This is a genomic window from Massilia phyllosphaerae (genome assembly GCF_034659755.1).
In the GTDB taxonomy this organism is placed as follows: Bacteria; Pseudomonadota; Gammaproteobacteria; order Burkholderiales; family Burkholderiaceae_D; genus Telluria; species Telluria phyllosphaerae.
Genome location: NZ_JAXSQX010000005.1, coordinates 300,489 through 322,834 on the forward strand (window position 1 = coordinate 300,489; position 22,346 = coordinate 322,834).

General features: G+C 67.0%; 10 protein-coding genes. 5 read left to right on the plus strand and 5 right to left on the minus strand.

Translation table 11 applies throughout. The features are described from left to right. Nucleotides 1-48: 48 nt before the first annotated feature. The 3 genes from recD to recC are packed head-to-tail and all read right to left on the minus strand — an operon-like array spanning nt 49 to nt 9,139. On the minus strand, nt 49-2,022 hold the full coding sequence (gene recD, locus U1H99_RS20235; RefSeq protein WP_323143511.1) for an exodeoxyribonuclease V subunit alpha: 1,974 nt from the start codon (nt 2,020-2,022) through the stop codon (nt 49-51). Further along, nucleotides 2,019-5,711 (minus strand): exodeoxyribonuclease V subunit beta, encoded by a 3,693-nt coding sequence (gene recB / locus U1H99_RS20240; RefSeq protein ID WP_323143512.1) that lies wholly within the window; start codon nt 5,709-5,711, stop codon nt 2,019-2,021. Before recB ends, recD begins: the two co-directional genes overlap by 4 nt. Continuing rightward, complete coding sequence (gene recC / locus U1H99_RS20245) at nt 5,708-9,139, minus strand: exodeoxyribonuclease V subunit gamma (RefSeq protein ID WP_323143513.1); 3,432 nt, start codon at nt 9,137-9,139, stop codon at nt 5,708-5,710. The genes recB and recC overlap by 4 nt, the downstream gene beginning before the upstream one ends. 172 nt (nt 9,140-9,311) lie before the next feature. On the opposite strand from recC, the gene U1H99_RS20250 reads away from it, so the two are divergent. After that, entirely contained in the window at nt 9,312-11,381 is a 2,070-nt protein-coding gene (locus tag U1H99_RS20250; RefSeq protein ID WP_323143514.1) for a prolyl oligopeptidase family serine peptidase, read from the plus strand. A gap of 120 nt (nt 11,382-11,501) precedes the next feature. Continuing rightward, entirely contained in the window at nt 11,502-11,774 is a 273-nt protein-coding gene (locus U1H99_RS20255) for a helix-turn-helix domain-containing protein (protein ID WP_323143515.1), read from the plus strand. Here the strand turns inward: U1H99_RS20255 and U1H99_RS20260 are convergent. Further along, the gene (locus U1H99_RS20260) at nt 11,749-12,480 is read right to left on the minus strand and encodes a helix-turn-helix transcriptional regulator (protein WP_323143516.1); all 732 of its coding nucleotides are present in this window, start codon (nt 12,478-12,480) and stop codon (nt 11,749-11,751) included. The genes U1H99_RS20255 and U1H99_RS20260 overlap by 26 nt on opposite strands. A gap of 449 nt (nt 12,481-12,929) precedes the next feature. Here U1H99_RS20260 and U1H99_RS20265 point away from each other — a divergent pair, with 449 nt between their 5' ends. Together U1H99_RS20265 and U1H99_RS20270 are read left to right on the plus strand one after the other, a co-directional pair. After that, nucleotides 12,930-17,864 (plus strand): hybrid sensor histidine kinase/response regulator, encoded by a 4,935-nt coding sequence (locus U1H99_RS20265; protein WP_323143517.1) that lies wholly within the window; start codon nt 12,930-12,932, stop codon nt 17,862-17,864. Nucleotides 17,865-17,875: 11 nt separating this feature from the next. Continuing rightward, a complete protein-coding gene (locus tag U1H99_RS20270) occupies nt 17,876-18,751 on the plus strand; it encodes a CheR family methyltransferase (RefSeq protein WP_323143518.1) in 876 nt (291 codons plus the stop codon). 128 nt (nt 18,752-18,879) lie between these two features. Here the strand turns inward: U1H99_RS20270 and U1H99_RS20275 are convergent, their stop codons facing one another. Then, nucleotides 18,880-19,503, minus strand: coding sequence for a glutathione S-transferase family protein (locus tag U1H99_RS20275; protein WP_323143519.1), 624 nt, complete (start codon nt 19,501-19,503; stop codon nt 18,880-18,882). A gap of 163 nt (nt 19,504-19,666) precedes the next feature. Here U1H99_RS20275 and U1H99_RS20280 point away from each other — a divergent pair, with 163 nt between their 5' ends. Further along, entirely contained in the window at nt 19,667-22,339 is a 2,673-nt protein-coding gene (locus tag U1H99_RS20280; RefSeq protein ID WP_323143520.1) for a M1 family metallopeptidase, read from the plus strand. The last annotated feature ends 7 nt before the right edge of the window (nt 22,340-22,346 follow it).

The window sequence follows — 22,346 nt, forward strand, 5'->3', positions numbered from 1 at the left end:
GCCTTGCGCGTTCTTAATATCTTATGCCCGCTTGATGTCCATGCGCGCTTATTGCCGCGCTTCGACCATGCCGCGCAAGCCGCTGGCGCGGTGGGTCCGGCGCAGGATCGCTTCGCCCAGTACTGCCGCGCCCGGCGTGACCAGGGTAAAGCGCCGGCTGGCGCGGGTGATGCCGGTGTAGACCAGTTCGCGCGCCAGCACCGCCCCGCCCTCCCTCGGCAGCGCCAGCACCGTGTGCGCGAATTCCGAGCCCTGCGATTTGTGCACCGTCATCGCATACGCGGTCTCGACGTGGCGCAGGCGCGTGGCCAGCACGCTGCGGACCTTGTCGCCTTCCAGGAACCAGACCCGCAGCGAGTCCGGACGCGCCGGATCGGGCAGGGTCAGGCCGATGTCGCCGTTGAAGACGCCGGTGCCGTAGTCGTTGCGGGTCACCATCACCGGGCGCCCGACGTACCAGTCGCCGCCGCGCCGGATCAGGCCGGCGTGGTCGAGGCGCGTCTCGATCGCCGTGTTCAACCCCTCGACGCCCCACTCGCCCTCGCGCACCGCGCACAGGATGCGGAAGGCCTCGAAGCTCTGCAGCACGGCGCGCACCCAGTCTTCGTGGGCAGCGGCGCCGGGGCCGTTGCGCAGCAGCTGCAGGTAGGGACGATAGCCATCGCCGGCAAGGGCGATCACATGGTGCTGGTGGGCGTGCTCGATCCAGCTTACCTCGCCCTCCGGGCCGCCGGCGCGCAGCACCGCGAGCGCCGCCTCGACGTCGCCGCGGTTGACCGCCAGCGCCAGCTGTCCGATCGGCCCGCCGAAGCGGCGGCTGTGGCGCAGCATGACGGTCTGCTGGGCCAGCGCACCGCCGTCGCCGGCAAACTCCGGCGGAATGGTCTCGCCGCTGGCTTCCATCACGTAGGCCAGGGTGTCGGCGTCGTAGTGGCCGCCCTGGGCGTCGTGGCACAGGTCGCCCAGCACGGCGCCGGCTTCCACCGACGCCAGCTGGTCCTTGTCGCCCAGCAGGATCAGGGTGGCACCCGGCGGCAGCGCGTCCAGCAGCGAGGCCATCATCTCGAGGTGGACCATCGAGGCTTCGTCGACGATCAGCACGTCGATATCGAGCGGGTTGCCCTTGTTGTGGGCAAAGATGCGGGTGTCGGGACGCGCGCCCAGCAGCGAATGCAGCGTGCGCGCGGCGCCCATGCGCGCGGTCAGTTCGCGCAGCGGCAGCGCTTCGCCGACGCGTTCGGCCAGTTCGCCGAGCGCCTTGTCGATCGACTGTTTCAGGCGCGCCGCGGCCTTGCCGGTCGGTGCGGCCAGCGCCACGCGCTGGCGCGCGGCATCCGGCGCGGTCGCGAACAGCAGCGCCAGCAGGCGCGCCACCGTGTAGGTCTTGCCGGTGCCGGGGCCGCCGGTAATGATCGCGACCGAACCGCGCAGCGCGATCGCGCAGGCCAGCTTCTGCCAGTCCGGCCCGTCCGCAGGGTTGCGCGCGCGCGGAGAGACGAACAGCACGTCGAGCCAGGTGCGCACCAGGCGCGCGTCGACCGGATGGCGTTCGCGGGCGCGTTCGCGGACGGTGCGCGCGACCAGGGTTTCGTCGCGCCAGTAGCGGCGCAGGTAGAGGCGCGTATCGCGCTCGGCGCCGGCCAGCACCAGCGGCTGGCCGTAGTCGAAGCTGTCGGCCTGGTGCCATACCGGCTCGCAGGCGGCCAGTTGCGCGGTCCAGCCCTTGACGCTCTTCGGCAGCGGCTTGGCTGCCTTGGCCAAGGCCTTCCAGTCTTCATCAAGCCAGCCCAGCAGCCCGACCGGATCGTCGACCAGGTCGGCCAGCAGCAGGCAGCTGTGGCCGCGCCCTTCCAGTTCGGACAGCACCAGCGCCGCCAACAGTACCGCCGGCGACGTGGCACCGAGTGTTGCCACGAAGCGCGCAAAGGCGCCGGACAGGCGGCGCAGTTCGCCCGCCTCGGTCAGGCGTTCGACTTCCTGCCAGAAGGCGGCGTGGGTGTCGATCGTGAGGTCGGCGTTCATCCGTTCATTCCTTCGCCCAGCAGGCGGTCCAGGCCATCGAGCAGTTCGAGGTCGGGCTCCAGCAGGTAGCAACCGTGGGTGGCCGGGTTGGCGATCCCGCGCAGGAACAGGAATACCGCCCCGCCCAGCTGCTCTTCGGGCCGGTACTCGTCGCCCAGACGCGCGCGCAGCAGGCGGTGCAGCGCCAGCATGTAGATGGCGCCCTGGATGTCGTAGCGGTGCCCGGCCATGCCGGCCGCCATCGCCGACCTGGTGTAGGCGGCGTCGCCCGGACCGAGCGCATTCGACTTGTAGTCCAGCACCCAGTAGCGGCCGTCGGCCTCGAACACCAGGTCCATGAAGCCCTTCAGCATGCCGTGCAGCTGGCGCTCGGGCAGCACCGGACGCTGCACGTTGCCGAGCAGGCGCTTGCGGCACAGGCGGTCGAGCGCGCCGACGTCGAGCTGGCGGCTGGGGAACCAGAATTCCATCTCGGCCAGCAGCGGACCCTGTTCCGACAGTTCCGCCAGCGAGGCTTCCAGCGGCGGCAGGGTCGTGGTGGCGACCGTGCGCAGCCAGGCGATGGCGTCCTCGCGGCGGTTGGCCCAGCCGGCGCGCTCGATCCGCTGCGACAGCATCGCCAGGTAGGCCTCCTCGTCGATGCGGTGGAAGCCCTCGGTGGCCATCCACTCGAGGCGCTCGTGCAGGAAGTTGCCGGGCCCGGCGCCGCGCGGGAAGCGGTGCCAGGGCGCGTCGTCGGCGTGCAGCACTTCCACCGTGCCCGGCTCGGCCTCTTCCATCAGGTTTTCTTCCTGGGCGCGCTGCGGCGGCGCCACGGTCTGGCGCGTCAGCGACGTAAAGGAGCCGACCGCCCAGTTGCGTTCGAAGGCGGCGCGGTAGGCCGGCGCTTCGATCAATTCAGGCCGTACGTCCTCGCGGCGCAGCACCGTGCAGCCTTCCGGCGCCTCCAGGGTGTGCAGTTCGATCCCCTCCGCGCCGTTGTCACCGCTGCCTCGCAAGCTGTCCCAGCGCTCGCGCATGCTGGACGCCATCACCGGCTCGCCGCCGGTCAGCAGGTAGCCGAGCGCCGATTCGTGCAGGCGGTTCTCGCCCTTGCGCCCGGCCGCCACCGCGGCCACGCCCAGCCACAGGAAGTGGCGCGCGCGCGTCAGCGCCACGTACAGCAGGCGCAGGTCTTCTTCCAGGCGCGCACGGTCGACCGCGGCCAGCGCTTCGTCGCTCAGGGCCAGGTCGATGCGGCGCCGGCCCTCTTCCACGTATTCGAAAAAGGCGCGGTTGCGGCGGTCGGTCTTGCGCGCGGTGACCGCGAACGGCAGGTAGACCAGCGGGTATTCGAGGCCCTTGGACTTGTGCACCGTGACCACCTTCACCAGCTCGGCGTCGCTCTCCAGGCGCAGCACGCGTTCGTCGCCACCCTCGCCCATGCCCTCGATCTGCTCGGCGAACCAGCGCACCAGCGCCTGCTCGCCATCCAGTTCGCGGCTGGCTTCCTGCAGCAGTTCGGCCAGGTGCAGCAGGTTGGTCAGGCGGCGCTCGCCGCCGCCCAGGCCCAGCAGCTTGGCCGGCAGGCCGAGTTCGTGGATGAAGCGGCGCAGCATCGCCAGCACGCCCTGGCGCTGCCAGGTCTGGTGCAGGGCTTTCAGCTGCTCGACCCGGCTTTCCCAAGCCTGCTCGTCGCTGGCCAAGCGCGCCAGCTCGGCCAGCGGCAGCGCGCAGGTGGCGGTGGCGAAGGCGGCGCGCGCCAGGGAGCCATCTAGGGGATTGGCGACCGCCTGCAGCCAACGCAGCACGTCCGCCGCTTCCTCGCTCTCGACCACGGAATCCTGGTCGGACAGGTAGACGCTCGGCACCTTGCGCTGCGCCAGCGCGCGCCGGATCGCCGTCGCTTCGCGGCGGTCGCGCACCAGGATTGCGATATCGGCCGGCATCAGGCGCTCGACATGCCCTTCGTCGTCGGCGAATCCGACGCGCGCATCGTTCAGCAGCGTGACGATGTGCTCGGCGCAGTGGTGGGCGAAGAAATCGCGGTAATCCTCGGTGCGCAGGTCGTCGCGCTCGGTGGCGGCCACCGCCAGCGCCTGGTAGGGGCCGTCGACGCCGACCAGCTGCTGGCGGCGGCCGGCCGCTTCGACCGGTTCGAAAGGCAGCGGGTTCTCTTCTCCGTTCCTGAACTTGAACGCGCCCGCGGCGTAGCCCTGCTCGGCGTAGTGGAACAGGCGGTTGACCGCCCCCACCAGCTGCGCGGTCGAGCGGTAGTTGGTGCCGAGCTGGTAATGGCGGCCGGTGGTGGCGCGCCGCGCCGACAGGTAGCTGTGGATGTCGGCGCCGCGGAAACCGTAGATCGACTGCTTGGGATCGCCGATCAGGAACAGGCCGCGCGTGGGGTCATTCGCCTCGACCCGGTACAGCAGGTCGAAAATACGGTACTGGTCGGGCGAGGTGTCCTGGAATTCATCGACCATCGCCACCGGGAACTGGTCGAGGATGCGCTTGCGCAGCGCTTCGCCGTTGGGCCCCTCCAGCGCATCCTTCAACCGTACCAGCATGTCGGCGAAGCCGAACTGGCGGTTGCGGCGCTTGAGGTCGGCCATGCGGCGCGCGATCTGGCCGGCGGCATGGCGCAGCAGCGCGTGCGACAGCGGCGCGATGGCCTGCAAGCCTTCCTGCAGCGCGCAGGTATGGTCGAAGCACGCGGGCACGTCGGCGCTGAAGTCCTTGCTGTACGCATCGGCGATACCGTCCGGCGTCAGGCGGCGCCACGCGGTCTCGGGCAGGTCCGGCAGGTGGCGCGCCGGGTCGGCGGCCCAGCTGCGCAGCGCCTCGAACCACTTCACCAGCGAATCCGGACGCATCTTGTTGCCGTTGAAGGCTTTCGGATGGCGCTCGCGCTGGGCTGCGATCCAGCTCTCCATCGCGTTGGCACGGTCATGCCAGCCTTCCTTCAAGCGCGCCAGCTCGGCCTTCTGTTCGCGCTCGATGCGGGCGATCAGCGCGCCCAGCGGTTCTTCGCTCTCGCCTCCCAAGGTGTCGGCACGCCCGACCAGCTCGCGCACCGCGCGCTTGAGCAGCTCGACGTCGGCAAAGGCCGACAGCAGCACCTTGAGTGCCGTACCGTTCAAGGGATAGACCTGCTGGCGCCAGTAATCGTGGGCGGCATCCTCGAACAGCCCGCGCTCGTCGCTGACAAGTTCCTCGTCGAACAGGCTGCCGCTGTCGAAGGCGTGTTCGCGCAGCATGCGCTGGCACCAGGCATCGATGGTGAAGATGGCCGCTTCGTCCATGGTCTCGGCGGCCAGCACCAGGCGGTGCGCGGCGCGTTCGCGCTCGGCATCGTCGAGGTAGCTGTCGGACAGCGCTTCCAGGTAGGGATCGTCGTGTTCCGCTTCGCCGCGGAAGTAGGCCGCCGCCTGCACCAGGCGCTCGCGCACGCGGTTGGACAGCTCGCGCGTGGCCGCGCGCGTAAAAGTCATCACCAGGATTTCGGGCGGCAGCAGCGGGCGCACGAAGGCGCTCGGCTCTTCCGGCTGATCCCACAGGCTACCGGTATCCTCACCATTTTTCGTACCATGGCCGAGGACCAGGCGCAGGTAGAGCGCGGCGATGGTCCAGGTCTTGCCGGTGCCGGCGCTGGCTTCGATCAGGCGCGAGCCGTGCAGCGGGAAGTTCAGGGCGTCGAGGAGCTGGCTCATGCCTCGCCTCCCTCGAAACGGGTCACCGTCACGCCTTCATTCAGCCAGGCCACCAGCGGTCCGTACAGCGCCTCGGCCACGTCCGGCCAGCCGCCGGCCGCGCGCAGCAGCGCGAATTCCGGCCACAGGCGCGCCAGGCAGCGGTCATCCACCTCGCCAGCGAGTTCGAAGCCGCCGTCGTAGGTTTCGCGCGGATCGCCGTCCGTCAGCTGCGCCAGCGCGGTCTTGCAGGCCACCGGCAGCGGATGGTCGAGGTTGCGCCGCCACAGCGCGGCCAGTTGCCCCAGCGTGGCCAGCGCCACGTGCTGCGCGATCGGCGCCATCTCGACGATGCCGTCGCGCGCCACCAGGTAGCCGGTAAGCGCCGCATGGTCGCCGGCGGCGGCACCGGCCGCCAGCTGGCGCAGCCACGGCCCGATCAGCTTGTCGCCACGCGGCGCGCCCTTGCGGTCGAGCACCTTGGACGAGATCTGCATCAGCCACACGCTGCGCTCGTCGCTGCTGCGCAGGCGGTCGATCCAGTCGTCCAGCAGAATGCCGTCCAGATCGAGGCTGACCGCCAGCTTCGGCGCCGGCTGCGGATAGCGCGCCCCCAGCGCCAGCCAGGCGGAACGCACCGGCACCAGCTCGTCGACCAGCTGCTGCTGCCACTGGCGCCCGATCAGGCCGATCGGCAGCACGCCTTCGCGCGCCAGGCGGCCGGCGCGCGTGGCCAGCACCTGGCGCACCTCGTCCTGGGTTTCCTGGGTGCCGCTGTCGTCGAGCAGCGTATCCTCTAAAAGATAGCGCTCGAGCGCGTCGAGCGAGAACGGTTCCTCGTCCTCGCCCACCACTTCGAGCTGGCCGAAGTGGACGCCGAGGCGGCGCCGGAAGAAGTAGCGCGCCGGCTGGCGCAGGAAACCGGCCAGTTCGCCCAGCTTGAGGCGGTAGTCGGGTTCCAGTTCGTAGGGCGGCAGTACGCTGTCCTCGCGCCTGTCCTCGATCCCGGCCTCGCCTTCACGTTCGCCACCCTCGAGCTCGCGGTGCGCCGAGCGCCATTCGCCGGCATAGGTCAGCAGGCCGCCGCGCTCGAAGTAGCGGCGCGAGAACGGCTGCAGCGCATGCACCGTGGTCAGCATGCCGACGTCCATGTGCCAGCCGGCCGCGAGGTAGTCGCGCAGCTGCGACACCAGCACCGAAGCCGGCTGCTCGGTATTGTCGCGCACGTTGCGTCCGACCCAGCTCACATACAGCTTGTCGCGCGCGGCCAGCAGCGCTTCCAGCATCAGGTAGCGGTCGTCGTCGCGGCGCGAGCGGTCGCCCGGGCGGCCCATCCCCGGCATCGCCAGCAGATCGAAGTCGGATTGCTGGGCGCGGCGCGGGAAATCGCCGTCGTTCATGCCGAGCAGGCACACCACGCGGAAGGGCACGGCGCGCATCGGCATCAGGGTGCAGAAGGTGACGCCGCCGGACACGAACTGGTGGGTCAGCGCCGGCTGGTCCAGCTCGCCGAGCCAGGCTTCGCGCATCACGGCGAGCGGCACCGGTTCGTCGAACAGCGCGTTCTCGCAGATCTCGAGCCAGCATTGCAGCGCGTCCTCGAGCTGGTGCAGCATCCGGCGGTCGTCGTCGTCGGTGGCACGGAAGAAGCGCGCCATCATCGCGCGGGCACGGGCGCCCCACTCCATCGGCCGGAGATTCCCATCGAGCTGCTCGCGCCAGGCCAGCAGCGCCTCGACCAGTTCGGCCAGCGAGCCGGCCAGCGCGGCATCGAGTCCGCCGACTTCCGCATACGGCTCGATGTCGTTGAAGCTGGCCCCGGCCCCGGTGGCATACCCCAATAACATGCGCCGGATGCCGAACAGCCAGGAATTCTGTTCGCCGGCCGAACCCAGGCCGAGGCCGGCGCGGTGGCGCGCATCCAGGCCCCAGCGTACGCTGGCGCCTTCGATCCAGTGGCCGAGGATGGCCAGGTCGTCTTCCTCGATGCCGAAGCGCTTGGCCACGGCCGGCACGTCGAGCAGGTCGCGCACCTCGCTCTGGCGGCAGCGCTGCTGCGGCAGGCGCAGCAGCCATTCGAGCGCCACCAGCAGCGGATTCACGCTGCGGTCCTTGACGTCGCCGATCTCGAACGGGATATAGCGCGGGTCGTTGCGCTTGTGCTGGTCGAACACGGCGTGGATCGCGGCCGAGAAGGTCTCGATGTCGGGCATCATGACGACCACGTCGCGCGGACGCAGCGGCTCCTCCCTGTCCTCGGCGAACCAGGACAGCAACTGGTCGTGCAGCACCTCGACTTCGCGCTGGGCGCTGTGGGCGATGTGGAATTCGATCGAGCGGTCGTCCGGCGGCGGCGCTTCCCAGGCATGCTCGGCCAGCGGCACCAGGTCGCGGATCGCGCCCTGCACCTGGTTCAGCAGGCACGCGCCTTCCTCGTCCGAGAACAAATCGACCCGCATGTTGGCGAATTTGCTGGCTTCGCCGTTGTCGAATTCGTCCAGCATCCGGATGAAGTCGCGCCCCTGCCGGCCCCAGCTGGCCAGCAGCGGGTGGCAGTGGGCGTGCATCTGTTCCGGCGGGATGTCGGCCAGGCTGGTGCCGTTCTTGGCCTGCTGGCGCTTATAGGCGGCGCGCAGCAGCTCGCGCCCTTCGCAGATGTCGCCCCAGTAGAACTGGCAGGGGTTCGGCACCGCCAGCAGCACCTGGGTGTAGCGCGACAGGCCGGCCACCGCCTGGATGGTCTGGTAAGGCAGGGTCGACATCCCGAACAGCACCACGCGGCGCGGCAGGCGCTGCACCGGCTGGCGCTCTTCCTCGACCGCGGCCATGAATTGCTGGTGGATGGTGGCGCGGCCCGACCAGCGCCGTTCGGGCGGCATGCTTTCGTGGATCTCGCGCCAGAGCTGGGCCTGCCAGCACTGGTCGGGCGCCAGCGGCACCGGGTCGCCGCCCGGACGGCGCAACTGGTCGCGGTGTTCGGCCCAGTCGGTCAGCCAGTCGGCACGGTACACCTGGTACTGGTCGTACAGGTCGGCCAGGCGCTCGGCCAGCTGCAGGCGGCGCTCCGGGTCGCCGTCCTGCAGGAAGTGGCGCAGCGGTTCGAATTTTTCCTTTTGCAGCAGCTCGGGCAGCAGGCGCATCAGGCGCCAGGTGAGTGCATCCTTGTCGAAGGGCGAGCGGCTCGGCACCCGCTCCGGACCCAGCATGCCGCGGTAGGACTGCCACAGGAAGCGCGCCGGCAGCGCCACCCGGGTGGCGGCGCACACGCCCATGTCCTCGGCCAGCGCGATCTTCAGCCATTCGGCGACGCCGTTCGACTGCACCAGCACGATTTCCTCTTCCAGCGGTCCCAGCGGGTGGTTGCGCAGCCAGTCGAAGACGGCGGCGCGCAGCAATTCCATCTGGTTGCCGTGCAGGATGAGGAGGCCGGGGGTGATCGCGGAAGGCATGGTGATGAGCGTGGAGTGGACGCCCGAAGGATACTACTTATGACAAGGCGGCGGTAGAGTGCCAGGCCGGCCGCCGGTTCGACGCTACCACCCGTCTTACATTGCAATGCGGCAACTAGCTGGTTGTTGTTAAGATGGCGTCATCAAGACATTATCGAGAACAGGATCCATCATGCAAGACCAAGCCGCGCAAGGCCAGCTGCCGGGCCAGGACCACGACGACCCCAACCTGTGGCTGGAGGAAGTCGCCTCCGACGAAGCCCTCGCCTGGGTACGCGAGCGCAACGCCGAGAGCGAACAGGAACTCACGGCCCGGCCCGGCTACGCCGCACTGCGTACGCGCCTGAAGGCCATCCTCGATTCGAAGGAGCGGATTCCCTACGTCGGGCGCCACAACGGCCTGTTCTACAACTTCTGGCGCGATGCCGAGCACCCGCGCGGCATCTGGCGCCGCACCACCCTGGACAGCTACCGCGAGCCGGAACCGCAATGGGAAACCGTGCTCGACCTCGACCAGCTGGCGCGCGACGAAGACGAGAACTGGGTCTGGGCCGGCGTCTCGACACTGAAGCCCGACGGCATGCGCGCGCTGGTCTCGCTGTCGCGCGGCGGCGGCGATGCCCACGTGGTGCGCGAATTCGACCTGGCCGGCCGCCAGTTCGTGGCCGGCGGCTTCACCCTGCCGGAAGCCAAGAGCAGCACCGCCTGGATCGACATCGACACCCTGTTCGTCGCCACCGACTTCGGAGAAGGCTCGATGACCAGCTCGGGCTATCCGCGCATCGTCAAGGAATGGAAGCGCGGCACCCCTCTCGAGGCCGCCACGACCGTGTACGAAGCCGAGCCCGACGATCTCTCGGCCTCGGCCTGGCACGATCCGACGCCCGACTACGAGCATGACTTCGTGCAGCGCCAGATCGGCTTCTACAGCAGCGAGATGTTCCTGCGCCGCGGCGGCCAGCTGGTCAAACTGCCGAAACCCGATGATGCGAATGCCTTCACGGTGCGCGACCAGTTCGTGGTCGAACTGCGCTCGGACTGGACCACCGGCGCCACCACCTGGCCGCAGGGCAGCCTGCTGGCCATGGACTTCGAGCGCTTCATGGCCGGCGAACAAGCCTTCGACGCGCTGTTCACGCCCAGCCCGACCATGTCGCTGGACGGCGTGTCCGCCACCCGCAACACGATCCTCCTGACCATCCTCGACAAGGTCAAGAACCGCATCGTCGAATTGACCCGCAGCGGCCAATACTGGCGCACGCGCGACATCGCCACCCCGGGCATGGGTGCGCTCGGCGTTTCCAGCGTCGACGAATTCGACTCCGACCAGTACTTCCTGACCGTCACCGACTTCCTGACGCCGAGCACCCTGTACCTGTGCGAAGCAGGCAGCGAAAGCGTCAGCAACGCGCGCCAGCCGCTGAAGGCGATGCCGGCCTTCTTCGACGCCAGCCCGTTCACGGTCAAGCAGTTCGCGGCCAAGTCGAAGGACGGCACCATGGTTCCCTACTTCGTCGTGATCGGCAAGGATGCGCAGCAGGACGGCAACAACCCGACGCTGTTGTACGGCTATGGCGGCTTCGAAGTCTCGCTGACGCCCTTCTACAGCGGCATCACCGGCGCCGCCTGGCTGGAGCAGGGCGGCGTGTACGTATTGGCCAATATCCGCGGCGGCGGCGAGTTCGGGCCGCGCTGGCACCAGGGCGCGCTCAAGGACAAGCGCCAGAATGCCTTCGACGACTTCATCGCGGTGGCGCAGGATCTGATCCGACGCAATATCACCAGCCCGCAGCACCTCGGTATCATGGGCGGCAGCAATGGCGGCTTGCTGGTTGGCGCCGTGCTGACCCAGCGTCCCGACCTGTTCAACGGCGTGGTGTGCCAGGTGCCGCTGCTGGACATGCGCAGATACCACCAGTTACTGGCCGGCGCATCGTGGATGGGCGAGTATGGCGATCCCGACGATCCGGCCGAGTGGGACGTCATCCGCCAATATTCGCCTTACCAGAACGTATCGGCAGAAAAACAATATCCACGCGTCTTTTTCACCACGTCTACGCGCGACGACCGCGTCCATCCGGGCCATGCACGCAAAATGGCGGCGCGCATGTGCGAGCAGGGCCACGACGTTTTGTACTGGGAAAACACTGAAGGCGGCCATGCCGGTGCAGCCAACAATGAGCAAACCGCAACGATGTGGGCACTAACTTATACGTTCTTATTGATGCAGATCAAACGATAAACTTGGTTACAAAATTCGCCGTATTTACATGCCTACGGGAACTAGCAGTATTGCTAGGACTCGAAATGAATAATGCATGGAATACTTGTTTCTCACACATTTTTCCTTGGAGGAGCGGCGATGGCTAATGATTTCGTTACCGAAGCAAGCCTGCGAGAACCGTTTACCGGCGTAGGCGTAAAACCACTGGCGTCAGCGGCGCTCTCCATCCATGACCTGAAAAAGTACCGGGTCAGCAAGCGCGAAAGCCAGGAGAAGTTCTGGGGCCGCTTCGGGGTCACGCAATCGAGCGGCAGCCGTTTCGAAACCGGGTTGGCGATCCCGGCACCGGTGGCCCTGCTGTTGAAGCTCTATGTCAACGGCAAGCTCAACGATGGTGATCTTCTGGGGTAATCAAGCCGAGGGAGATCGCCCTCACCACCGCCTGTTGCCGAGTGTTGACGTTGAATTTCTGCCTGATATTACCCATGTGGAAATTCACCGTCGCCTCGGAACAGCTGGTTATCTTTGAAATTTCCCACGATGACTTGCCCACCATGACCCAGTTGAGCACTTCGAGCTCACGCGGGGTCAGGCGCGGCGCCACTTCCTGCCCCGTCTGCGGAGAAAACCGCACCCCGGTTGCAAACGCATAGTCGCGCACCAGCGCCAGGTCGGACAGGCTGGCGTTGGCGTGACGCGTAAACGCCCCATCCGCCGCTGCGCCGGTGGCAAACGTCAGCATCCCGAATTCGCCGCTCGGTCCATGGATCGGAAAACTGACGCCGGCACGCAGGCCGTGGCTGCAGCTTTCCTCGTACAGCGTGCGCTGGGTCTGGCTGCGGAACAGGTCCGGCTGCCACACGATCGGCAAGGTACTGGCCAGGCAATGGGTGACGGTCGGGTCGACATAGGCGTAGCGCTCGGCATCGTAGCGCTCGCGCCAGACGCTCGGATAATTACTCTGTATAAAGGCATTGTCCAGACGCGCATGGCGCGAACCGGACATACCGAACAGCACTTTCTCGAAACCATAGCGCCGGCCGACACCGAACAGGGCTTCCCCCCAGCTCGCCGCCGTTTCCCGATGCAACAGTTCGTCCAGTTCTGCGCCTGTCATATGTCCCCCGGGCTATTGATGTAACGACAGCTCATATGCTAGTTGAGTTGTAACCAAAAAGCACGAAAAATGATCGATTTATTCATGCTGGCTCGGCAATTCGCAGTTATTGAACACCAGTGCGTTGTCAATCGTGCGCGCCGGGTGGCGAATTTCATCTAAGATCGCGCGAATTGCCCAATCGAAATTTCCTATCCACAAGTATTTATTGCAAGAATAGCACGAAGCCGTTGCCGAGCCGCTATATTGCTTCCAAACAAGCTTGACTTGATCGAGTACAAGAGTATCTTTGGCGTTTTTCTGAAATTTAACAAACCCGCGTCCGTCTAGAACATCTTGCCCGCACGTGCACACCACAACGCCGCCCTGCCCGCCCCGGACTGCCGCCGGTTTCCCGCCTCCCCTGTCTTACCACCATACCTACTTCCCATTCAGAGGAATCCAAGTCAATGAATAACATGACTGACATGGCTGAACAGCTCGATGTCAAGCTCTTGCTGTCCACGCTGATGGCCTTGAAAAAAGGCGACTTCTCGGTGCGTATGCCGTCCGACTGGACTGGCGTCTCCGGCAAGATCGCCGATACCCTGAACGACATCATCGAGACCAAGGAAAAAATGGTCGAGACGGTGACCGAGGTGTCGCGCGTGGTCGGCCGCGAAGGCCACCTGACCCAGCGCGCCGACGTACCGGGCGTGGTCGGCGGCTGGGCCACGATCATCAGCTCGGTCAACACCCTGATCGACGACCTGGTGCGCCCGACCACCGAGATGGCGCGCGTCATCGGCGCCGTGGCGAAAGGCGACCTGTCGCAGACCATGGCCCTGGAAGTCGACGGACACCCGCTGAAAGGCCAGTACCTGCGCGCGGCGACGACCGCGAACACCATGGTGGAACAGCTGTCCTCGTTCTCGTCCGAGGTGACGCGCGTGGCACGTGAAGTGGGTACCGAGGGCAAGCTGGGCGGCCAGGCGCAGGTGAAGGGCGTGGCCGGTACCTGGAAGGACTTGACCGACTCGGTGAACTCGATGGCGGGTAACCTGACCTCGCAGGTGCGTAACATCGCCGAGGTGACCACCGCGGTGGCGAACGGCGACCTGTCCAAGAAGATCACCGTGGACGTGCGCGGCGAGATCCTGCAGCTGAAGGACACCATCAACGTGATGGTGGACCAGCTGCGCTCCTTCGCATCCGAAGTGACCCGCGTGGCGCGCGAGGTGGGTACCGAGGGCAAACTCGGCGGCCAGGCCTACGTGCCGGGCGTCGGCGGTACCTGGAAGGACTTGACCGACAACGTGAACTTCATGGCCTCCAACCTGACCGGCCAGGTGCGCAACATCGCTACCGTGACGACCGCGGTGGCGAACGGCGACCTGTCCAAGAAGATCACGGTGGACGTGAAGGGCGAGATTCTGGAACTGAAGAACACCATCAACGTGATGGTGGACCAGCTGTCCTCGTTCTCGTCCGAGGTGACCCGCGTGGCGCGTGAAGTCGGTACCGAGGGCAAGCTGGGCGGCCAGGCGCAGGTGAAGGGCGTGGCCGGTACCTGGAAGGACTTGACCGACTCGGTGAACTCGATGGCCGGTAACCTGACCGGCCAGGTGCGTAACATCGCGGACGTGACCACCGCGGTGGCGAACGGCGACCTGTCCAAGAAGATCACGGTGGACGTGAAGGGCGAGATCCTGGAACTGAAGAACACCATCAACGTGATGGTGGACCAGCTGAACTCCTTCGCATCCGAGGTGACCCGCGTGGCGCGTGAAGTGGGTACCGAAGGCAAGCTGGGCGGCCAGGCGAACGTGCCGGGCGTCGCCGGCACCTGGAAAGACCTGACCGACGGCGTCAACTCGATGGCGGGTAACCTGACGGCACAGGTGCGTAACATCGCGGACGTGACGACCGCGGTGGCGAACGGCGACCTGTCCAAGAAGATCACCGTGGACGTGAAGGGCGAGATCCTGGAACTGAAGAACACCATCAACGTGATGGTGGACCAGCTGTCCTCGTTCGCATCCGAGGTGACCCGCGTGGCGCGCGAGGTGGGTACCGAAGGCAAGCTCGGCGGCCAGGCCTACGTGCCGGGCGTCGGCGGTACCTGGAAGGACTTGACCGACAACGTGAACTTCATGGCATCCAACCTGACCGGCCAGGTGCGTAACATCGCGGCGGTGACGACCGCGGTGGCGCGCGGCGACCTGTCCAAGAAGATTACTGTGGACGTGAAGGGCGAGATCCTGGAACTGAAGGACACCATCAACGTGATGGTGGACCAGCTGTCCTCGTTCGCATCCGAGGTGACCCGCGTGGCGCGTGAGGTGGGTACCGAAGGCAAGCTGGGCGGCCAGGCGAACGTGTCCGGCGTCGCCGGTACCTGGAAGGACTTGACCGAGAACGTGAACCAGCTGGCGGCAAACCTCACCAACCAGATGCGTGCGATCGGTGAAGTGGCGACGGCGGTGACGCGCGGCGATCTTTCGCGCTCGATTACCGTGGAAGCGCGCGGCGAGATGTCCTACCTGAAGGACAACATCAACGAGATGATCCGCAACCTGAAGGAGACTACGCAGAAGAACGCGCAGCAGGACTGGCTGAAGACCAACCTGGCGCGATTCACGCGACTGCTGCAGGGCCAGCGCGACCTGCAGGCGGTGACCAAGCTGATCCTGTCCGAACTGGCGCCGCTGATCTCGGCCCACCACGGCGTGTTCTACATGATGGATTCGCAGGATGCCGATGCACGCCTGCGCATGATCGCCTCGTACGGCTATCGCTCCAGCCGCAAGCTGCCGACCTCCTTCCTGCCGGGCGAAGGCCTGGTGGGCCAGTGCGCGCTCGAGAAGAGCCGCATCTGGCTGACCGACGTCCCGCGCGACTACATCCAGGTGTCGTCGGGCCTGGGCGCGGCGCCCCCGACCAACATCGTGGTGCTGCCGATCCTGTTCGAACAGCAGGTCAAGGCCGTCATCGAGATCGCGTCGCTGGACCGTTTCACCGAAACCCACCTGTCCTTCCTCGACCAGCTGATGGAATCGATCGGCGTGGTGCTGAACACCATCGAGGCGAACAGCCGTACCGAGTCGCTGCTGACCCAGTCGCAGTCGCTGGCGCAGGAACTGCAGCAGACCAACCAGGAACTGGCGGAAAAGGCGCGCCTGCTGTCCGAGCAGAACATCGAGGTGGAACGCAAGAACCGCGAGGTGGAACAGGCCAAACTGGCGCTGGAAGAAAAGGCGACCCAGCTGGCGCTGTCCTCCAAGTACAAGTCCGAGTTCCTGGCCAATATGTCGCACGAACTGCGTACGCCGCTGAACTCGCTCCTGATCCTGGCGCAGCAGCTCTCCGATAACCCGGAAGGCAACCTGTCGGGCAAGCAGGTGGAATTCGCGAAGACCATCCACGGCTCCGGTTCCGACTTGCTGACCCTGATTAACGACATTCTCGACCTGTCGAAGATCGAGTCGGGCACGGTCACGCTGGACGTGTCGGAATACCGCTTCTCCAACCTGCGCAACTACGTCGACCGCACCTTCCGCCACATGGCCGAAGCCAAGCACCTCGGCTTCCAGGTCGACCTGGCGGACAACCTGCCGACCGCGCTGATGACCGACACCACGCGCCTGCAGCAGGTCTTGAAGAACCTGCTGTCGAATGCGTTCAAGTTCACCAGCCACGGCCAGGTCGCCCTGAGCATCAGCCTGGTCACCAGCGGCTGGACCGCCGACCACCCGCACCTGCTGCACGCCGATGCGGTGCTGGCGTTCTCGGTGCGCGATACCGGCGTCGGCATCCCGTCCGACAAGCTGCAGCTGATCTTCGAAGCCTTCCAGCAGGCCGACGGCTCGACCGCCCGCAAGTACGGCGGCACCGGCCTGGGCCTGTCGATCTCGCGTGAACTGGCGCGCCTGCTGGGCGGCGAGATCCGCGTCGAGTCGACCGTCAACCTCGGTTCGACCTTCACGCTGTACCTGCCGTACAACCGCGCCGGCTTCATCAACTACGAGCAGACCCGCCAGCCGCAGCCGGCCCGTTTCGCGCCGCCGCAACTGGCCTCCTCGGCCCCTGTGGTGCAACCGGTCCAGGCCAGCGCGCCGGAAGCCGAGCTGGAACACGAAGTCGCCACCGTGCCGACCGTGACCGTCACCGACGTCTCCACCGGCGTGATCGAATACGCGACGCTGCTGGACGACCGCGGCCTGATCGCCCCGGGCGACCCGTCGGTGCTGATCGTGGAGGACGACGAGCGCTTCGCCAAGACCCTGCTCGACTTCGCCCGCGAAAAGAACTTCAAGGGCATCGTCACCTACCGCGGCGATTCGGCGCTGTCGCTGGCCCGCGACTACCTGCCGTCGGCGATCCTGCTCGACATCGACTTGCCGGACATCGACGGCCTGACCGTGCTGGACCGCCTGAAGCGCGACCCGAGCACGCGCCACATCCCGGTGCACGTGCTGTCGGCCCTGCGCGAGCGCGAGCGTGCGCTGCGCCAGGGAGCGATCTCGTACATCAACAAGCCGGTCAGCCGCGAGGCGCTGCAGGAAGAATTCAAGCGCATCCAGAAGTTCCTGATGGGCGGCAAGCGTTCGCTGCTGGTGGTCGAGGACGACATGGCCCAGCGCGAGTCGATCGTCTCGCTGATCGGCGACGCCGACGTCCACATCGTGACCGTGGAAACCGGCGCGGCGGCGATGACGGCCCTGAGCGAACACCAGTTCGACTGCATGGTGCTGGACCTGACCCTGCCCGACATTTCCGGCTTCGACCTGCTCGACCAGATCGGCAAGCTGCCGCAGCTGCGCGACCTGCCGATCGTGATCTACACGGCCAAGGAACTGTCGCGCAAGGACGTCACCAAGCTGAAACGCTACGCCAAGACCATCGTGGTCAAGGATGCGCGCTCGCCGGAACGCCTGCTGGACGAGACCGCGCTGTTCCTGCACCGTTCGCAGGCCAGCCTGCCGGACGCGCAGCGCAAGATGCTGGAAGAGATCCACGCGCTGGATGGCGGCCTGGCCGGCCGCAAGGTGCTGATCGTCGACGACGACCTGCGCAACATCTTCGCCCTGTCCTCGCTGCTGGAGCGCCAGCAGATGCAGGTGCTGTTCGCCGAGAACGGCCGCGACGGCATCGAGGTGCTGGAAAAGGACCCGACCATCGAGATCGTCCTGATGGACATCATGATGCCGGAGATGGACGGCTACGACACCATGCGCGCCATCCGCCGTATCCCGAAGTTCAAGTCGCTGCCGATCATCACCCTGACCGCGAAGGCGATGAAGGGTGACCGCGACAAGTGCATCGCCGCCGGCGCCTCCGACTACATCACCAAGCCGGTCGATGTGGCGCAGCTGCTGTCGATGATGCGGGTCTGGCTCCACTGATGGCTGCATCGATGACTGCGGCAATCTTGCCGGCGGCGTCAGCGGTGGGCAGCTGGACCGGCCTCGCGGCCGGGCTGGCGATCGAGGAGCTGGAAACCGAGTTGCTGCTGGAAGCGGTGTTCCAGCGCTTCGGCCACGATTTCCGCGCCTACGACCGCCCTGCCCTCCGGCGCAAGCTGGGCATGGCCATGGCGGCCCAGGGTGCCGCCACCCTGTCCGGGCTGCAGGAACAGGTGCTGCACCACGGCGATGCCGCCGGCGCCGTGCTGCGCGCGCTGTCGGTGCCGCCGGCGGCGCTGTTCGACAATGCCGAGCACGCGGCGCGCCTGCGCGGCGTGCTGGCACCGTCGCTGCGCGGCTGGCCGGTGCCGCGGGTGTGGCTGGCCGAATGCGCGGGCGTGGGCGAGGCGTGGACGCTGGCGATCCTGCTGGCCGAGGAAGGCATCCTGGGCCGGCTCGACATCCACGCCACGCTGGCCAACGAAGAGATGGTGTCCGAGATGCTGGATGCCGCGATCCCGGTCGCGGAAATTGAAGCCGCGCAAGGACGATACGCCGCGAGTGGCGGCTCCGCGTCCCTGGTTTCCTACTTCGACATCCGCGACGGCCAGGCCCGGCTCAAGCCCGAGCTGCGGCGGCGCATCACCTGGTCGCAGTACAGCCTGGTGACCGATGCCTCGTTCAACGAGTTCCAGGCCATCGTGTGCTGCAACGCGCTGGCCGATTTCGGCCCGGTGCTGCGCCAGCGCGTGCTGCGGCTGTTCCACGACAGCCTGGCGCGCTTCGGCGTGCTGTGCCTGGACCGGCCCTTGTCGGTGACCGATGCGCATGCGCGGACTTACCAGGCGGTCGAGGGGGATCGGCCCTGGTACAAGCGGGTGGGCTAGCGTTCCCTATTTTGGCCCGCTGCCATTGAACGTCGCCCCTGCGAAGGCAGGGGCCCAAGTTTTGCGCTATGCCTCGAACTTGGGCCCCTGCCTGCGCAGGGGCGACGTTGTTTCAGGTTGGCGAACCCTCAGAATACCTTGGCACTAGCCCGCCCCGCCACCCTATCCCGCCAGCTCTGCAAGCATCCCATCCCCTCGTCCCCCGGCCGGAACTTCATCAAGCCCCGCGCAAACTCCAGTGCGCAGAACGCCGTGATGTCGGCAATCGTGAACCGCTCCCCCGCCACGAAAGGCCGGTTCGCCAGCACCCCATCCAGCCAGCGCGCCGTCTCGCGCATCTTCTGGCCCTGCGCCACGCCGAACTCGCCGAACTGCGGCTGCTCCAGCGCCGCCAGGCCCGGATGGCAATGGCGCACGCTGTTGGCGATCCTGAGAAACAGTTGCAGTTCGCAGCGCCGGTCCATCATCTCGATGAAGGCGCGCTCCTCGAAGCCCTCGCCCATCAGGTTCGGCTGCGGCTGCAGGCCCTCCAGGTAGGTGCAGATCGCGCGCGTTTCCGACAGCAGCCGGCCGTCGTCGAGTTCCAGTACCGGCACCTGGCCCAGCGGGTTCAGCGCCAGGAAGGCGTCGCTGCGGTGCTGGCCCCGGCCCAGGTCGACCTGGACCAGGTCGATGCCGGCGATGTTCTTTTCGGCGATGAACATGAGCACGCGGCGTGGGTTCGGGGCTCTGGCGCTGGTGTAAAGCTTCATGGGGGTCTCCTCTTGCTGTCGTCTTGTCGATGGTTGGATGCGCGCCGATGATAACGCAAGCCTGCGTTGACACCATGGCACGAAGCGCTTAGATTCGCAGGTTGGCCTTGCCGCTGCCCGTGCAAGTTCGACGTACATACATATTAGAAGACAGGTCTTTCCCATGCATCGCAGTCTCATCCCAGCAGCCGTCGCCCTCGCCTTTGCCGCCGTCCCCGCCCTCCAGGTCCATGCCGCGCCAGTCGCCGCCAAAGCCGGCGTGGAAGCCACCACCCAGCTGCCGCGCGGCGTCATCCCGAGCCACTACGAGATCGCCCTGACCCCGGACGCCGCCGCCGGCAGCTTCGGCGGCAAGGCCACCATCACGCTTACCGTCACCAAGGCCACCGACAGCATCACCCTGAACGCGGCCGACCTCAAGTTCGCCGGCGCCAGCGTCACTCCGGCCGCCGGCGGCATCCCGCTGGCAGCCACGGTGAGCGTCGACGACAAGGCCCAGACCGCGACCTTCAAGCTGGCACGTCCGCTGGCGCCCGGCCAGTACAAGCTGGCGCTCGACTACAGCGGCACCATCGGCACCCAGGCGGTCGGCCTGTTCTCGCTCGACTATGCGGGCACGGATGGCAAGCCGCAGCGCGCGCTGTACACCCAGTTCGAGAACTCGGACGCGCGCCGCATGATCCCGTCGTGGGACGAGCCGGCCTACAAGGCCACCTTCTCGCTCGAGGTCACGGTGCCGGCCGGCCAGATGGCAGTCAGCAACATGCCGGCGGCGACCACCGGCACCCTGCCCGACGGCCGCCAGCGCATCGCCTTCGCGACCTCGCCGAAGATGTCGACCTACCTGCTGTTCCTGGGCGTCGGCGACTTCGAGCGCGCCACCGCCAAGGAAGGCAACACCGAACTGGGCGTGATCACGCGCCGCGGCGCCCTCGACCAGGCCGCCTTCGCACTGGAATCCTCGAAGACCGTCCTGCGCGAATACAACGACTACTTCGGCGTGCGCTATCCGCTGCCCAAGCTCGACAACATCGCCGGTCCGGGCCAGAGCCAGTTCTTCGGCGCGATGGAAAACTGGGGCGCGATCTTCACCTTCGAATACGCACTGCTGCTGGATCCGAAGATCTCGACCCAGCACGACCGCCAGGAAGTGTTCGCCACGGCCGCCCACGAGATGGCGCACCAGTGGTTCGGCGACCTGGTCACGATGCGCTGGTGGGACGACCTGTGGCTGAACGAAGGTTTTGCGTCCTGGATGGAAAGCCGCATGACGGCGCGCGCCCACCCGGAATGGAAGACCTACCTGGATGCCGTCGGCGGCCGCGATGCCGCCATGGGCCGCGACTCGGTCGCCGCCACCCACCCGGTGGTGCAGCACATCGAGACCGTCGAGCAGGCCAGCCAGGCCTTCGACGTCATCACCTACCAGAAGGGCGAAGCGGTGATCCGCATGCTCGAAGCCTACGTGGGCGAAGACGCGTGGCGCAACGGCGTGCGTGCCTACATGAAGGCCCATGCCTACGGCAACACCGTGTCCGACGACCTGTGGCAGCAGATCGAAAAGGCGGCGAAGAAGCCGGTCACCGCGATCGCCCACGACTTCACGCTGCAGCCGGGCGTGCCTTTGATCCGCGTCGACGCGCCGGTCTGCAGCAACGGCAGCACCAGCGTGGCCCTGACCCAGGAAGAATTCTCGCGCGACCGGCCGGAGAAGAAGCCGCTGGCCTGGCGCGTGCCGGTGATCGCCCGCATCGGTGGCGACGGCAAGGAAGCGCGCACGCTCGTTTCGGGCGGCAAAGGCACGATCACGGTGCCGGGCTGCGGCGCCGTCGTCATCAACGCCGGCCAGAGCGGCTATTACCGCACCCTGTACGCGCCCAAGGAATTCGCCCAGCTGGCACAGAACTTCGCGGCCCTGGCCCCGATCGACCAGATCGGCCTGCTGGCCGACAGCGCCGCGCTCGGCATGGCCGGGATGCAGCCGGCATCGAGCGTGCTCGAGCTGGCCAAGGCTACCCCGGCCGGCGCCGAGCCGCAGGTGTGGGCACGCATCGCCGGCGTGTTCGCCGGCCTGCACAGCCGCTACCAGGGCACGAATTCGGCTGGGAATGAACGCCAGCGCGCCTTCGACGCCTTCGCCATCGCGCGCCTGGCGCCGGTGATGGCGCAAGTCGGCTGGAGCGCACGCCAGGGCGAGCCGTCGACCGTCACCAACCTGCGCTCGCAGCTGATCGCCGTGCTGAGCGACCTGGGCGACGCCAAGGTCATCGCCGAAGCGCGCCGCCGCTACGCCGCCATGGACAAGGACCCGTCCGCCGTGCCGGGCCCGCTGCGCAAGACCATCCTGGCGGTGGTCGCGCAGCACGCCGACGCCGCCACCTGGGACAGCCTCCACGCCCGCGCCAAAGCGGAAAAGACGCCGCTGCTGAAGGCCAACCTGTACCAGTTGCTGGGCATCGCCGACGACCGCGCCCTGGCCGAACGCGCGCTCAAGCTGGCCCTGACCGACGAGCCGGACCTGACCACCAGCGCCGGCATGATCTCGGCGGTGGCGCAGCAGCATCCGGACATGGCCTTCGACTTCGCCCTGGCCAACCAGGAGAAGATCAACCAGCGTATCGACGCCACCTCGCGCAGCCGCTACTTCGCGCGCCTGGCCGGCGGTTCGTCCGACCCGGCCATGGTCGGCAAGCTGAACGCCTATGCCGGCGCCAACCTGGCCGCCAGCGCGCGCGGCGACGTCGATGCGGCGATCGCGTCGATCCAGGACCGCGTCAAGGTGAATGCGGCGCGCCTGCCGGAGATCGATGCCTGGCTGGCGCAGAACGCGAAATAAGCGACAC